Annotated in this window: 14 protein-coding genes and 1 pseudogene; 9 read left to right on the forward strand and 6 right to left on the reverse strand. The window is 36.8% G+C overall.

Annotation, left to right across the window (positions count from 1 at the left end; genetic code table 11):
- Positions 1-88: 88 nt before the first annotated feature.
- Together ED2_RS09875 and ED2_RS09880 are read right to left on the reverse strand one after the other, a co-directional pair.
- Positions 89-856 carry a hypothetical protein gene (locus tag ED2_RS09875; RefSeq protein ID WP_016177231.1) on the reverse strand — a complete coding sequence of 256 codons (768 nt, stop codon included), beginning with the start codon at positions 854-856 and terminating at the stop codon, positions 89-91.
- A 62-nt stretch (positions 857-918) separates the two neighbouring features.
- Positions 919-1,578 (reverse strand): hypothetical protein, encoded by a 660-nt coding sequence (locus tag ED2_RS09880; RefSeq protein WP_016177232.1) that lies wholly within the window; start codon positions 1,576-1,578, stop codon positions 919-921.
- Between the two features lie 220 nt (positions 1,579-1,798).
- On the opposite strand from ED2_RS09880, the gene ED2_RS09885 reads away from it, so the two are divergent.
- Positions 1,799-3,121, forward strand: coding sequence for a hemolysin family protein (locus ED2_RS09885; protein ID WP_025479839.1), 1,323 nt, complete (start codon positions 1,799-1,801; stop codon positions 3,119-3,121).
- Between the two features lie 107 nt (positions 3,122-3,228).
- Here the strand turns inward: ED2_RS09885 and ED2_RS09890 are convergent, their stop codons facing one another.
- The 3 genes from ED2_RS09890 to ED2_RS09900 all read right to left on the reverse strand — a co-directional run bounded on the left by ED2_RS09890 (position 3,229) and on the right by ED2_RS09900 (position 6,021).
- Positions 3,229-4,614, reverse strand: coding sequence for an MATE family efflux transporter (locus ED2_RS09890; protein WP_005875333.1), 1,386 nt, complete (start codon positions 4,612-4,614; stop codon positions 3,229-3,231).
- 255 nt (positions 4,615-4,869) lie between these two features.
- A complete protein-coding gene (locus ED2_RS09895; protein ID WP_005875335.1) occupies positions 4,870-5,193 on the reverse strand; it encodes a DUF960 domain-containing protein in 324 nt (107 codons plus the stop codon).
- Between the two features lie 219 nt (positions 5,194-5,412).
- Entirely contained in the window at positions 5,413-6,021 is a 609-nt protein-coding gene (locus tag ED2_RS09900) for a 50S ribosomal protein L25/general stress protein Ctc (RefSeq protein WP_005875337.1), read from the reverse strand.
- A gap of 329 nt (positions 6,022-6,350) precedes the next feature.
- On the opposite strand from ED2_RS09900, the gene ED2_RS09905 reads away from it, so the two are divergent.
- From ED2_RS09905 to ED2_RS09940, 8 genes are all read left to right on the forward strand, one after another.
- Entirely contained in the window at positions 6,351-7,067 is a 717-nt protein-coding gene (locus tag ED2_RS09905; RefSeq protein WP_016177233.1) for a 16S rRNA pseudouridine(516) synthase, read from the forward strand.
- 11 nt (positions 7,068-7,078) lie between these two features.
- Entirely contained in the window at positions 7,079-7,774 is a 696-nt protein-coding gene (locus tag ED2_RS09910) for a YjjG family noncanonical pyrimidine nucleotidase (protein WP_005875340.1), read from the forward strand.
- A gap of 83 nt (positions 7,775-7,857) precedes the next feature.
- Positions 7,858-8,487, forward strand: a complete 630-nt coding sequence (gene udk, locus ED2_RS09915; protein ID WP_005875342.1) for a uridine kinase — start codon at positions 7,858-7,860, stop codon at positions 8,485-8,487.
- 184 nt (positions 8,488-8,671) lie between these two features.
- Positions 8,672-9,271 carry a TVP38/TMEM64 family protein gene (locus tag ED2_RS09920; RefSeq protein WP_025481375.1) on the forward strand — a complete coding sequence of 200 codons (600 nt, stop codon included), beginning with the start codon at positions 8,672-8,674 and terminating at the stop codon, positions 9,269-9,271.
- A gap of 15 nt (positions 9,272-9,286) precedes the next feature.
- Positions 9,287-9,778: a GNAT family N-acetyltransferase gene (locus ED2_RS09925; RefSeq protein WP_005875345.1), complete on the forward strand. Its 492-nt coding sequence runs from the start codon at positions 9,287-9,289 to the stop codon at positions 9,776-9,778.
- A 962-nt stretch (positions 9,779-10,740) separates the two neighbouring features.
- Positions 10,741-10,863, forward strand: a complete 123-nt coding sequence (locus ED2_RS16080) for a hypothetical protein (protein ID WP_255209476.1) — start codon at positions 10,741-10,743, stop codon at positions 10,861-10,863.
- Positions 10,864-11,776: 913 nt separating this feature from the next.
- Positions 11,777-13,150 carry a hypothetical protein gene (locus tag ED2_RS09935; protein WP_016177236.1) on the forward strand — a complete coding sequence of 458 codons (1,374 nt, stop codon included), beginning with the start codon at positions 11,777-11,779 and terminating at the stop codon, positions 13,148-13,150.
- The gene (locus tag ED2_RS09940) at positions 13,134-13,577 is read left to right on the forward strand and encodes a YaiI/YqxD family protein (RefSeq protein ID WP_005875352.1); all 444 of its coding nucleotides are present in this window, start codon (positions 13,134-13,136) and stop codon (positions 13,575-13,577) included. Before ED2_RS09935 ends, ED2_RS09940 begins: the two co-directional genes overlap by 17 nt.
- Positions 13,578-13,679: 102 nt before the next feature.
- Here ED2_RS09940 and ED2_RS16410 read toward each other — a convergent pair.
- A pseudogene (locus ED2_RS16410) lies at positions 13,680-13,763 on the reverse strand (DUF3788 family protein); the annotation flags it as partial.

The raw sequence follows: 13,763 nt of genomic DNA on the forward strand, positions 1-13,763 counted from the left end.
ATTCGGAGTTAGAGTCTGTGGCAAAACTGATTTTTAGTTTTGTCCCACGCTCATTCGGGTAGTTCTTTTGTCTTAGTTTTATTGTCTTCTATCTGTGGTGGGATGTATCTTTGTTTTTACTTGTTACAACAGAGGGACTGTTCGAAGGTAGTGTACGAATATTAGCTTTTTCTTTTACTTGTCTGAGGTACATTGTATCAAGATAGGTTTCGATATCATTTGGTTCTTGTTGAATTTGTTTTATGTAGTTTGGTACACTGATTTGAAGTTGTTCCATTTTGTCATTTAGTGTTTTTTTATTTAGATCAGCCTGCACATCTCGTCCGATTGCTTCTTGTGTTTTTACAATGGCCTCTTTTTTTAATACTTTCACATCATTTTCAGGTAAATCAAAACTATAGATAAGGTTCGTTAATGTATGTAAGTCTAGCTTTTTTTCTGCTAGATCCGGTAGGTCTTTTTTGAACTTCGAAATAACATTCTTGTTTGTACTTTCAATTATTCTTTTTGCTTCAGTTGCTCGGTCCTTTGTTTCAGGAAAAGGAAGATTTGCGACGATAAGTTTGATGCTTTTAGCTCTATAATTTGTTTTAGACAAAGATATTAATGTTTCGTTTAGTCCTTGATTTTTAGACCGCATCAGCCATTTGTTCATGATACCGATCAATTTCGCGTTCGTAGTGAAATCTGAGCTATATCCTTCTTTAGTGTTTTTAATGAGTTTTTCTACTTCAATCGATTTATCGATTGATTTAGGTAAACGGAGATTGGCTGTAAGAAATTTGATGCTCTGATGGTTATAGTTGCAAGTAGCTAGAAAAGCCAACGTTTCATTTGGTCCATATACGTCTAACATTTTATTTAAATAGGTAACGGTATAGAGCAGATTTTGTTTGGATAGAAAATCTGTGTTTGTTTTTATTGGTATTTTTTTATGAGCTTTTCTGCTTCGACTTCTCGATTCAGTGATTTCGGTAAGTGGATGTTAGCGGTAAGAAATTCGATGCTTCCTTTGCTGTAGTTGCAAGAAGCAAGAAAGTCTAACGTCTCTTTAGGTCCGTGTACACCCAGCATTTTATCCAAGTATTTAATGGTGTTCAGTAAATTTTGATTACCTATGAGATCTGTGGCCATTCCCCTGTTCTTGTTTTTAATGATGTTTTCTGCTGCGATTACAGGATCTATTGATGATGGCAACTCAAGGTTCGCTATCAGGAATTGGATGGTCTTAGCGCTATAATTACGTAGAGATAAAAAAGCCAATGTTTCATTTGGACCGTGGATGTTCAACATCGCATTCCAAGCATTGACCGTATTTAGAAGCTCCTGATTGGTTTTGAAGTCGTTGAATACATGGGTCTTATCAAGTTTAAATAATTCTTTGACTATTTTTGTACGGTCTAGTGAATTTGGCAAATCAAGGTTATTGATAATAAATGCAAGGCCCTCAAGACTATAGTTGAATTTAGCTAAAAATACTAAGGTATCAGGTGGTCCGTAGGTTTTACACATGGCATTCCAGGCTTTAACGCTCTGTTCTAGAATAATCTTTTTTTTATCTACTTGTTTCTTAGGCATGATGGATTCTCCTTTTCATCGTTTTTTTTGTTTTATTGTAGGGGATTATTTTGGGTCGGCGGAATTGCTTTTTTCTAAGACAAGAATTTTTTGGTTACTGCTAAGAGTTTATTTGATGAAATACTCGCTTTATACAGAAGGTAGAGAAAGTCTATTCTATTTTTATCAAAAATTTTTAGAAAAGAGGTACAATGGAGATGGAAAAGAGAGGCGGGAATTTATGGTACTTAATTTTGTCATCTTATTTTTGATGATTGCAATTACTTCATTTTTTGTAGCAAGTGAATTTGCATTAGTAAAGATACGGCGTTCACGTTTAGAGCAACTAGAAAAGGAAAACGTAAAAAATGCGAAACTAGCACTTCATGTCACACATCATTTAGATAACTATTTATCTGCAAGTCAATTAGGGATCACGTTAACAGGATTGATTATTGGGTGGGTTGGAGAAGGCTCTGTAGCTGCTTTGTTAGAACCAAGGCTTGGCAAGTTGCCTTTTAGTTCCGCATTAAGTGGTACGATCTCTGTTGCTTTAGGATTTATTATCGTTACCTATATCGATGTCGTGATCGGTGAACTTTTGCCAAAAAGTTATAGTATCGTCAATACAGAACAGGTCGTTTTATTTGTGGTAAGACCGTTACATTACTTTTATAAACTCATGTTTCCTTTTATTTGGATACTCAATCACTCAGCGGCAGGTCTTGGAAAATTATTAGGCGTGAAATTGGTATCTGAAGGGGAAGAAACCTTGTCACAAGAAGAACTAACTTTAGTTGCATTGAATTCTTATGAAAAAGGGGAATTAACGAAGGAAGAATATCATTACTTAGAAAATGTCTTTGAATTTGATGACACGCTTGCAAGAGATATCCAAGTGGATCGAACATCGATGCAAGTATTTGAAGCAAGTGATACAGTGAAACAAGCAATCCAAGAATCAATCAAACAAGGACATACGCGATACCCTGTCATTTTAGAATCAAAGGATAATATTATCGGGTATGTGACGTTGCCAGATTTAATCAAACAATCGTATAAAGATGATCAGTTGCCAGTAGAACAGTTGATTGAAGAACCAATTGTGACGACTGAAACGATCCCAATCAAAAAATTATTGACGATCATGCGTAAAAAAGGCAAACACATTGCAATTTTAAAAGATGAATATGGTGGGACAAGCGGGTTAGTGACGATCGAAGATATTTTAGAAGAAATCGTCGGAGAAATTCGTGACGAAACGGATTTGGATGAAGCTCTTGTGGCAAAACAAGCAGATGGCAGTTACATTGTTTCAGGAAAACTGACATTAGATGATTTCGAACGTTACTTTGATGTTTCGATCCCGGCATTTGTTGACTCGCCCTTTATCACATTAGCGGGTTTCATGTCTCACTACGAAAAAAATATCGAAGCAGGTAAGGTGATCTTACTTGAAAATTTTCAATTCACTGTTTTAGAATACAACCATGCACACATCGACTATTTCAAAGTCATAAAAAAACCAGTTAAAGAAGATAAAAAAGAGCAAAAAGAGCAATAGAACAAGAATAGAGGGTAGAATCAGCCACCGCTGATTCTACCCTCTATTTTCTTAAGCTTATTTCTCGGAGTTAAACGCTTCTGTACCGAACTTTTTCTAATCTTGGATTAGTGGATACTGTCATAACGGACTTCAGCATCATCCAATGAGAAATGTTGTTCGTTGTCCAATTGTTTCAGTTGTTTCATTGAACGAAGGTAAGAGTACAGTAGGACAGCAACAGAACCAGCCCATGCAAGTGGAGAAGCAGCTGCGGCACCGGCATATCCCAACATACCTGTCAAAATAATTGCTGCAAATGAACGCATCAGCAATTCCATCATCCCTGCGATAGTCGGTATTTTGCTTTGTCCAAGTCCTTGTAAAGTGTAGCGCAAGATGAACAAGATCGCTAAGATCCAATACAAAGAACCATTGATGTTGAAATAGGTCTGTGCTAATTCAAATACTCTCGTTTCAGAGGATGAAACAAATAGTTTCATCAATGAATGACCAAAGAAAATCACTGTTGCTCCAGCAACAAGACTAAAGCCAATACTCATCATCAATGTTTGTTTGACACCTTTTAGGATACGACCATATTCTTTTGCTCCGTAGTTTTGAGCACTGAATGTCGCCATAGCGATCCCAAATGACATCATTGGTTGATTGGCAAATTGATCGATTCGGCTAGCTGCGGCTTGAGCAGCAACGACGTCTGTACCTAGACTATTTAAAGCTGCTTGAAGAACGATCGCTCCGATAGCAATAATCGATGATTGAAAAGCCATTGGCAAAGCAGCATTTAGATGGACACGGATTTCTTCTTTATCAAATGAAAAATCTTTTTTACGTAGTTGTAGCAATGGAATCTTCTTTTTGATATACACGAGACACAATACACTTGAGCTAACTTGGGCAATCACCGTAGCGATGGCTGCTCCTTCTACACCCATGCCAAACAAGATGATAAAAATCAAATCAAGCACGACATTGATGATAACTGCGATAATCAAAAAGAACAAAGGCGTTCTGCTGTCACCGAGCGCACGAATAACGTTTGAAAGCAGATTAAAACTCATAGATGCAAAAATACCAAGTAAAATGATCGAGATAAATGTTTGTGCTTGATCAATGATTTCAGGTGGAGTTTGCATCAATTGAAGCATCGGATGAATGAATACTAGGCTAAGGACAGTTAAAACAATAGTGACAATCAAACTTATTACAACACTTGCAGCAAAGCTTTTCTTAAGGCCACGATAATCTTTTGCACCATATCGTTGGGCGGTGATGATCGCTAAACCGGCTGTTAACCCTTGGGCAAACCCAATAATCAAAAAGGTCAAACTTCCAGTAGCGCCAACAGCGGCCAACGCGTTTTTTCCTAATGTCTGTCCAACGATGATCATATCGACCATATTGTAGAACTGTTGAAAGACATTACCAATGAGCAAAGGAACAGTGAACATTAAAATTAGCTTAGCCGGACTTCCTTTTGTTAAATCGCGCATCTTTTAAACTCCTTATTGTCTTTAAAATTTAGTTAGTAGTATATAGTGTTTATCCTAAGAATACCAATTAGAAATTAATGAAAAAACGGAGTGTTTTCTCTATTTTCTTGGAATTTTCATAATTCATTTTCAATAAACCGCACCATGAAACAAGCCAAGAAGTGAACCACTGAATGAATTCAACGAATAAATTCAAAAGATCAACTGCTTGGCCTGAACGCATGGATCAAAAAGCGACATTGTTATGTGTCAACTTCAATACTGTTTAATCTCACTTGGTAAAAGAATCGTTTCTCTTGTGCCATCATCATAAGCATAGACTTGGCTTGGAAATTGTGAAGAATACCGAAATGGTAAATCAATATCCATTTCTACCTCACTGCCTGCTTGTGAAAAATGGATGGTTACTTTTCCATTATTCTCTATTAAATCAAAGGCTAAAATATTATCTAATGAGATGACTCCCTTAAGGTCTAGGTCAATAATAAACCAGATACTATCAATCAATTCATCTGGCAAACTCGATACAACACCTACAGAGGCATACCGGTTGCGACTGCTGTCAAAACTTTCAAACATCTGTTTAACCTCCTTTGTTTTATCGAATAGACATGTACACTTTTTCGTTTAGGATAAACGAATGATACTTACTGTAACGATGGTTCATTCTAATAAAGATTTTTAAAAAATGCAACAATAATCGCATACTTTTTTTCAAAATATAAGTTTTTTTTAAAGAGAGAAAAAAATATGCCAAAAGCGCAGTTTCCAACGCTTTTGGCATGAGCAATTTTTCTGTTATTCTTCAGGTGAACCAATTACTTCTGGTTCGCTTGCTACATCAGTTGTTTCAGTTTCTTCTGCTGGAGCTACGACAGCAGCGATTTGTTCTTCACTATCCGTTACAACTTTATATTCGTTGTTTTCTGGTAGATCTGCCACAGTGATCGAATCACCTAAGTCTAAGTTTGTTACATCTACTTCGATACGTTCTGGCAAGTTATCTGGTGTAGCAGATACAAGAACTGTGTATAGGTTTTGAGCTAATACACCGCCAGATTTAGCACCTGCAGCTTCACCAATTAGAACAATTTCTGTTTCAACTTCTGTTTCTTCTGACATGTTAACAGATAAAAATTCGACATGTTCAAAATGGTTGGTAAAGGTATTTGTTTGGACTTTATGAACCAATGTGTTGACTTTGTTTCCGTCAATGTCCATTGTCACTACGGCATTCGCACCATTTTCACGTAATAATTTGCTAAATGTTTGACCATCAAACGAGATTGGTGTGCTTTCAACATTGTAGCCATAAACGATAGCTGGGACTTTACCTTCATGACGCAATTTGTTTCTTAACGAACGGGGACGTACTTCTCTTTTACTTACTTCTAATGATACTGACATAACCAAAATTCCTCCTTAAAATGTGACTGCCTGCTTTGGTAACGGGCAGATTTTATTTAAGTGAACTTTTCCGCGGCTATTCTCTTGCACATTATTGGGTAGGGGCGCTTAAAAAAGCGCAAAAGGGTAGATGCACGCATCTACCTTAGAAAGTCAGGATTCAACTTTTCTCCACCAGGTCATTACGCTGTGTATGAGAAATCCAATTCACTTTACTACTTAACCGTAGCGCTAATTTTTGATTAAGTCAAGGAATAACGCTGGTTTTATTATTTGCATGAAGAAATATTCAGGTTATAATGCTTGGTAGGATAAGAAAGGAAACACCTATGCGTTTAGATAAATTGATTGAAGATCAGCTACAAACAACACGGAAAGAAATGAAACGATTATTTGCTTCTAAGCAAGTTCGAATAGATGGACAAATCGAGTTTAGTCAAAACCGTAATGTCGATAGTTTGCTCCACGAGATCGAAGTTTCTGGTAAGCGGTTAACAACAAATGAAGCCTACTTTCTCTTGAATAAGCCGAATGGGGCGGTTACTGCTGTAAAAGATGAAGAAAAGATGACTGTAGTGGACTTGATTGCTTCAGCAGACCGGACCCAGGCTTTGTATCCTGTAGGACGCTTGGATCGTGATACGACGGGGCTGCTCTTACTGACATCGAATGGGCAGCTAGGCTATGAGATGCTACTTCCTGATAAGAAGGTACTAAAAACTTACCAAGTAGCAGTCAATGCAGAATTGACGCCTGAGGATAGTCGGGCTTTTAAAGAAGGAATCGTATTTGATAGCGGGTATCGCTGTCTGCCTGCAGAACTGACGATCATAGAAGCAACTAATAAAAACAGTATAGCGACTGTCACGATTCAAGAAGGAAAGTTCCACCAAGTTAAGAAGATGTTTCTAGCTCGCGGGAAAAAAGTAGTAGAACTCAGAAGAATTAAGATGGGTCCGCTACAATTAGATGAAAAATTGCCAGTGGGCGCCTATCGGTCGTTGACGCTCACTGAATTAAAGCAACTAAAAATGTATTTTAAATAGGAGAAGATAAAATGAACTATCAAACAATATTATTTGACGTAGATGACACATTGCTTGACTTTCAATTAACCGAAGCAAAGGCCTTGAACGAATTGTTTGCAGAACAAGGAATCGAATTGACTCCTGAAGTGAGAACAAGTTACAAAGCATTGAATCATCATTTGTGGCGTGAATTTGAAAAAGGAAATATGACAAGAGAAGAAGTTACAGGCAATCGTTTTGGACTATTATTCCAACAATTTGGGAAGACCGTTGATAGCGCAGCAATGGAAAAACGCTACCGTCACTATTTGAATCAAGGACATGATTTGATCGAGGGTAGTCATGAACTGCTTCAAGCACTAGAAAATCAAGCAGACCTCTATATCGTGACCAATGGTGTATCGAAGACACAATACCAACGTTTGACTGATGCGAAGATGCTAGGATATTTCAAACAGATTTTTGTTTCTGAAGATGTCGGTGCACAAAAACCGATGAAGGCTTTCTTTGACCATGTATTCTCTCATATCCCAAATTTCGAAAAAGAAAAAACAGTGATTATCGGTGACTCGCTCACTTCTGATATTAAAGGTGGAAATGCTGCTGGGATCGATACGATTTGGTTCAACAAAAATAAATTGCCTGAGATTCCTGAAATCAAACCTACTTATCGAGTAGATTCACTAGCTGAACTTTATCCTCTTTTGGAAATAGACGTACATTAATTTTCAGAAAAATATAGCATTTTCATGTTTTTTCGCTATAATAGATTAGAATGAAAAAACGGATATGAAAGAGGTTTTAGTCAATGACAAAAAGCAAGCCAATTATCATTGGTGTGACGGGTGGATCAGGAAGCGGAAAAACAAGTGTTAGTCGCGCAATCTTCAATAATTTTCCAGACCATTCCATCATGATGCTTGAACAAGATTCTTATTATAAAGATCAAAGCAATTTAAGCTTTGAAGAACGATTGAATACGAATTACGATCATCCCTTTGCCTTTGATAATGATCTGCTGATTCAGCATGTAGAAGAACTACTGAACTATAAAGCCATTGAAAAACCAGTCTATGATTATGTTGCACACACAAGAAGCCAAGCAACGATCATTCAAGAACCGAAAGAAGTAATTATTTTAGAAGGCATCTTAATTCTAGAAGACGAACGCTTGCGCGAGTTGATGGACATTAAAGTCTACGTTGATACAGACGATGATATTCGCATCATCCGCCGAATCAAACGAGATATGGAAGAACGTGGCAGAACATTGGATTCGGTCATCGAACAATATTTGACAGTGGTCAAACCGATGTATCATCAATTTATCGAACCGACCAAACGTTACGCAGATATCATCGTGCCTGAAGGCGGCGAAAATCACGTTGCTATCGATTTGATTACGACTAAAGTTGCTAGTTTTTTAGATCATAAATAAGTTGTAGCGAGGATAAGAACAGTTGTATGTACTGGAGCAGTGAATCTGTCAGAAATAGGTCTGATGGGTTGCTGATTGGATTTAGGATAGAGTGATAGATGACTCTCTTAAATTCTTTACCAGTCAACTGTTTTTTTATTTAGAAAAAAGTAGGATTATACTTAAGATGGTGGAGAGACTATTTATGGTAAAGAAAGCAAGTATACACAAGTACATACAAGTTATCCCGATTATCGGCTTCGTGTTTTTTCTAGTATTGGTTCTGTACGGATACCAACATGGTATTTTTCAGTCAACGGATTCTTTACAGAAATTTTTCCAACAATTTGGCCAATTCGCGGTAATCATGTTTATCTTATTCCAAGTTATCCAAGTCATTATCCCTATTCTGCCAGGCGGTATTTCTTCTTTAGCAGGAATGTTGATGTTTGGCAACGGATTTGGTCTGCTTTATAGCTGTATCGGTTTAGTGATCGGGGAGGCAATTGGTTTTTTGCTTGTTCGCTATTATGGCGTAAGTTTTGTTCAACTTATCCTTTCACCAAAAAAATACCAGAAATTTGATCAATTATTGACACGAAGAACAAAAGATATCAAAAAAGTACTGATTGTCACGCTGTTATTACCTTTTGCGCCTGACGATCTTATCTGTCTTGTCGCAGGATTGACAAAATTGACTTTCAGAGAATACATGCAGATCGTTATTCTTTTGAAGCCATGGTCTGTTGGGATCTATAGTATGATCATGCTGTTTTTATTTCATAAAGCGCAAGGCAGCTTATAAGAAGGGAAGAAAACGATGTTAGAAAAAGTCAAAGTTACGCAAAATGAACTAGAAGAACTAGTCGCAGTTATCCAAGAAGTCTGGCCGGAAGCATTCATTCCAATCATTGGACAAGAACAGGTGGACTACATGTTAGCGACCTATCAATCAAAAGCACAGATCGAAAAGGAATTAGCCACCGCTGTCAATTATTACTTGTTGAAAGATGAAGGCGAAACAGTTGGCTATACAGCATATGAAGTGATCGATGGGAAAATCTACTTGAGCAAATTGTACCTGCTAAGCAAAGTACGAGGAAAAGGACTGACATCTGCAATTTTTCGTTGGTATGAAGAATTAGCAACCGAACAAGGACTGAATGAAATCTTTTTACGCGTAAATCAAGAAAATACCCAAGCTATTGCAGTTTATCAACACCAAGGATTTGAAATCGAAGAAGAATTGATTTCCGATATTGGCCGAGGATTTCAAATGGTGGATTACAAAATGAAAAAAACACTCGCATAAATGGTGGGGGTGTGTTAAAGTAGCTTCATGCGACGGGTCGAGAAGGCCTCTGGTTTACAGATGCGCCTGATTGATTTTGGAGGCACACGATAAGTTAATTATCACTTGCCGGAATGCAAGGGTGTCGGACAAGACTTTTGTGGAGAAGGGCTTGTCTGCTTAAAAACAGCTGTTTTTAAGCACCAGTAAGTAAAAGCCGATTAACTCAACAAAGATAAGTGCGAATTTTGAGACGTTACTGTTTCATTCATACTTATCTGAGTGATCGGCTTTTATTTTTATGTATCAAAAAGAATATACGAACGTGAGGTTGGGACAGAAGTGTTTAACTCCGAGAAATAAGCCGAAGGAGTTGCTTCTGTTCCCACCGTTTATTCGTTTTTAAAGAATGAGACAAAAGTGTTTCCTAATTTTGTCCACGCTCAACCTCTCAGTTCTAAGCTTAGTATCAGGACATTCTGTGGCTGAGAGCATGGTGATGCCGTTTATTCAGAATTAAAGTCTGTGGTAAAACTGATTTTTAGATTTGTCCTACATTCTTCTATTTAAAATGAAACATAATGAATATTTTTTAATTTATAATTGTGGTTATTTAACTTTTTATTTTTTAACAACGATTATGATCTTTTTTTTGACAGTTATGTTGCTTTTTTTTGGATATTGATTAGTTTTCAAAGTTTTTTATTGCAAAATAGAAAGCTTTTTTTTATTCTCTATTTTTTAAAATAAATAGAGGGAGTTTATTATTTATGAGATAATATAAGATAATCTAATATCAAATAACAGTAAGTTTTATCAGCTTCATTGCCTTAGTGTAAAAGCTTTAATGTTGATCAGCAGAAGGAGGATAGAGATTGTTTTAGAAACTTGAAAAATTGAATGATTAAAGTTAAAGCTTGTTCCTTAGATTCCATGAATTTTTCTATCATGTTTGTGAAACTTGAGTAAAGGAGAGGTTTATTGTGGACTGGATCTATTTAATTCTCGGTTTAGCAGTAATTGGCTGTTTTGTTTGGAGTTGGTCCAAAATGCCTAAAATTTTGGAGTACTGGCAGGAACAAGGAAAAGATGAAAAAAATGACTAGGCTTGTAGCAGTAACTGCAAAATATGGCTCGGTTAATAACAATACCTCGTACAAAATGAAGACACAACAAAAGCTTAACTTAAGCCCTCAAACTCAAGGCTATGTAACTGTGTCAGCGCAAGCTTGGTGTTATGCAAGAGATTAACTCATAGGCTGAAGTAAAAAAGGAAGTTTCAACTAGAATTTCTTTTTTTGCTCTTCGTCAAATCGTGTTGTTTTGAATTAAATCGTAAAAGGGAGACGTTCCGGCGTTTCCTTTTTTATAAAAAAAGGATTGGCGTTCCTACTTCTAAGAGTAACAACACCAAATATTATAGAACCCAATTTTTATGTATCCAAAAGAATATACTGGCACATTATGTATAGTCAGTTCTAAGCTTAGTATCAGGACATTCTATGGCTGAGAGCATGGTGTCCAAAGCTTTTGCGATTTATTATGAAATAATCCAATCAATAATTTTTATAGAGACTATATTCTGCCGTTTAAGCGGTAGATTGTTTGTTTTCAGGGTCATAGACCGACCATAAAAATGCCCGTCGTCTTCTCTGCCATCATTTATTTACGTATCTATGCTGTTTTTTCATTTTACCATGAAGCATCGTTCAATAAAGTCAGTCTTTAAAACTCCTTTTTTCCTAAAAAAGAAATTTTTGAAAGGTATTTTTTCTATTTATACATAGGACGATTTTCTAATGTGGTTGAATGGAGAGGCTTAAAGGCATGGGAGACGAGTGTTCGAAGGAACCAGATTCGTTCAACTTTTTTCAGTATAAAAAAGTTTGATTTCAAAACCTCAGGTGCGGTTTTGCTAGTAATGGTGTTTGATTATTTTATAAAATTGGTTTCTGCTACAATTAATGCTAGAATGATTTTAAATTATAAAATTGAATAAGTAGCTAAGGAGCTTTTTTTATGTACGAAAAAATCAAACAATTCGGTCGTAATTTTACGCAAACTACGCCGTTTATTTTAAGTAATACGGTCATTTTGATTCCGTATCTTTTATTTTTAAGCTTAAGCGATGGTAATGGCTGGCTGTCCATTTTACCATTTATGCTTTTTTATACGTTTCGCATGACGGGACTATTTTTAATCAGTAGTCTGCGGTTTGGATTAGATAGCTATACTTTATTGATGATCTCTTTACTGATGGGCGGAGCAGGCTCGCTATTAGGCATTCTAGGAGTTATCTATTTTCCTTTGTTTTATTTATCAAGTATTTTATTGGGTTTGAGTGCTTCATGGCTAGTTCCGGCAAATGTTACTGTGAATGCGCATGAAAAACATCAGGGATTTACGAATATGACAGCCAACAAATTCCCGTTTGCTATTCTGTTATTGATTTTGCTGTTTCGCTCGATTGCTCTTCCTGGTACTACGCAGATCGTTGTGACACTAGCTATATATACCTTGTTTTATATCATGGCTTACCATACGGTTAGACATTATCCGCGGTATGAATTAGATTTCAAGGACATCAAATCCAATTTAGTAGCAACCAAAGAATTTGTCCTCTTTATCGGTTTCTTCATTCTTTTGTTTTTGCTGCGTAACGCGCGATTACTAGTTGATCCTGAACTGTTCGATATTGCGGTTTATGGTTTTTTATTGTTATTTGTTTTGGCAGCCTTTTATTTAGGCAGGGCGAAGAAAAACTTGAAGCTGCCAACATGGATGAATCTCTATACCTTTTTAAATGGCATGCTAGGCAATTTCTTGTTTTTATTCAGTACGATCTACGTGGGGAGAGTCTACGGTTTTGATCACTTGGCAATTGACATGTACTTGCCATATATTGCAGGAATGATTTTAGCAAAACTTATTGGCAATAGGTTGTTACGAGGTTTCTCAGCTACACCGCTTGTTGTCCAACTTGCTGGTCTCGTTCTTTCATTGCTCGTTCTTTTAGTGCCGTACGGCTTTGTTCCAGGGCTGTTTTTACTCAGTTTTTGGCATGCGGTTGCTAGTAGTTGGCTGAACCATGAATATTATGAGATTGAAACAGAAATTCCAATGGACCGCAGAATCATCACAAAATTTACTACTCAAAACAAGGGAAGTGTGACGCATCAATTTTTGTTGATGGTTTGGATGTTGGTCATTGCTCGCTTGATGGGTGAGCCAGTAGCTTTGCTGTTGCGATTAACAGGAAAATTAAGTGTGCCAAGTTCAAGTGTTCAATTGATGACTTATGCCAAATGGGGAAACGTGGGCCTATTGTTGTTAGGCGTTATTACAGTCTATTTACTATGGAAGCGAGATGAAAAACATGCGCCTATTCATTGATGGAGATGGATCACCAGTCAAAGAGGATGTCATTGATTTAGCCAGCAAAAAAAAGCTTGAAGTAGTGATTGTGACAAGTGTCGATCACTATACTACAAAAGAATATCCCTCAAATGTGCAACTCGTGTATGTTGATCGTGGTACAGATAGTGCAGATTTTAAAATCGTGGGTTTGATTCATCGAGGAGATTTTTTAGTCACCCAAGATTATGGTCTGGCATCACTCGTTTTGCCAAAAGGTGTACGGGTCTTTCATCAATCTGGAAAAGAATTTGATGAAAGTAACATTGGTTCACTTTTAGAGCAACGGTATCATAGTGGGAAAATGAGAAAAGCTGGTCTGAGAACTAGAGGGCCCAAACCCTTTACAAAAGAAGACCATGCAGCTTTTCGGCTTGCTTTTGAGCAAGCATTGGCGGAAAAATAGTTGGAATTAAACATGAGGTCGAGACAAAAGTCGTTTCGATTTGAGAAATTGAAGAAAAAAACGAGGTTGGGACAAAACTAAAAATCAGTTTTGCCACAGACTCTAACTCCGAATAAACGGTGGGAGCAGAAGCAACTCCTTCTTAAATAAGCCGAAATTCACAAAAATTTGAAAAGCAATTTTCGT

The organism is Enterococcus durans NBRC 100479 = LMG 10746, from assembly GCF_001544215.1.
In the GTDB taxonomy this organism is placed as follows: Bacteria; Bacillota; Bacilli; order Lactobacillales; family Enterococcaceae; genus Enterococcus_B; species Enterococcus_B durans.

Bases quoted from the DNA above. Each gene is read 5' to 3' on its own strand.
- ED2_RS09885 (WP_025479839.1), top strand. From the start codon at position 1,799: ATGGTACTTAATTTTGTCATCTTATTTTTGATGATTGCAATTACTTCA.
- ED2_RS09905 (WP_016177233.1), top strand. From the start codon at position 6,351: ATGCGTTTAGATAAATTGATTGAAGATCAGCTACAAACAACACGGAAA.
- ED2_RS09910 (WP_005875340.1), top strand. From the start codon at position 7,079: ATGAACTATCAAACAATATTATTTGACGTAGATGACACATTGCTTGAC.
- ED2_RS09920 (WP_025481375.1), top strand. From the start codon at position 8,672: ATGGTAAAGAAAGCAAGTATACACAAGTACATACAAGTTATCCCGATT.
- ED2_RS09900 (WP_005875337.1), bottom strand. From the start codon at position 6,021: ATGTCAGTATCATTAGAAGTAAGTAAAAGAGAAGTACGTCCCCGTTCG.
- ED2_RS09890 (WP_005875333.1), bottom strand. From the start codon at position 4,614: ATGCGCGATTTAACAAAAGGAAGTCCGGCTAAGCTAATTTTAATGTTC.
- ED2_RS09935 (WP_016177236.1), top strand. From the start codon at position 11,777: ATGTACGAAAAAATCAAACAATTCGGTCGTAATTTTACGCAAACTACG.
- ED2_RS09925 (WP_005875345.1), top strand. From the start codon at position 9,287: ATGTTAGAAAAAGTCAAAGTTACGCAAAATGAACTAGAAGAACTAGTC.
- ED2_RS09875 (WP_016177231.1), bottom strand. From the start codon at position 856: ATGTTAGACGTATATGGACCAAATGAAACGTTGGCTTTTCTAGCTACT.
- ED2_RS09940 (WP_005875352.1), top strand. From the start codon at position 13,134: ATGCGCCTATTCATTGATGGAGATGGATCACCAGTCAAAGAGGATGTC.
- ED2_RS09895 (WP_005875335.1), bottom strand. From the start codon at position 5,193: ATGTTTGAAAGTTTTGACAGCAGTCGCAACCGGTATGCCTCTGTAGGT.
- udk (WP_005875342.1), top strand. From the start codon at position 7,858: ATGACAAAAAGCAAGCCAATTATCATTGGTGTGACGGGTGGATCAGGA.
- ED2_RS09880 (WP_016177232.1), bottom strand. From the start codon at position 1,578: ATGCCTAAGAAACAAGTAGATAAAAAAAAGATTATTCTAGAACAGAGC.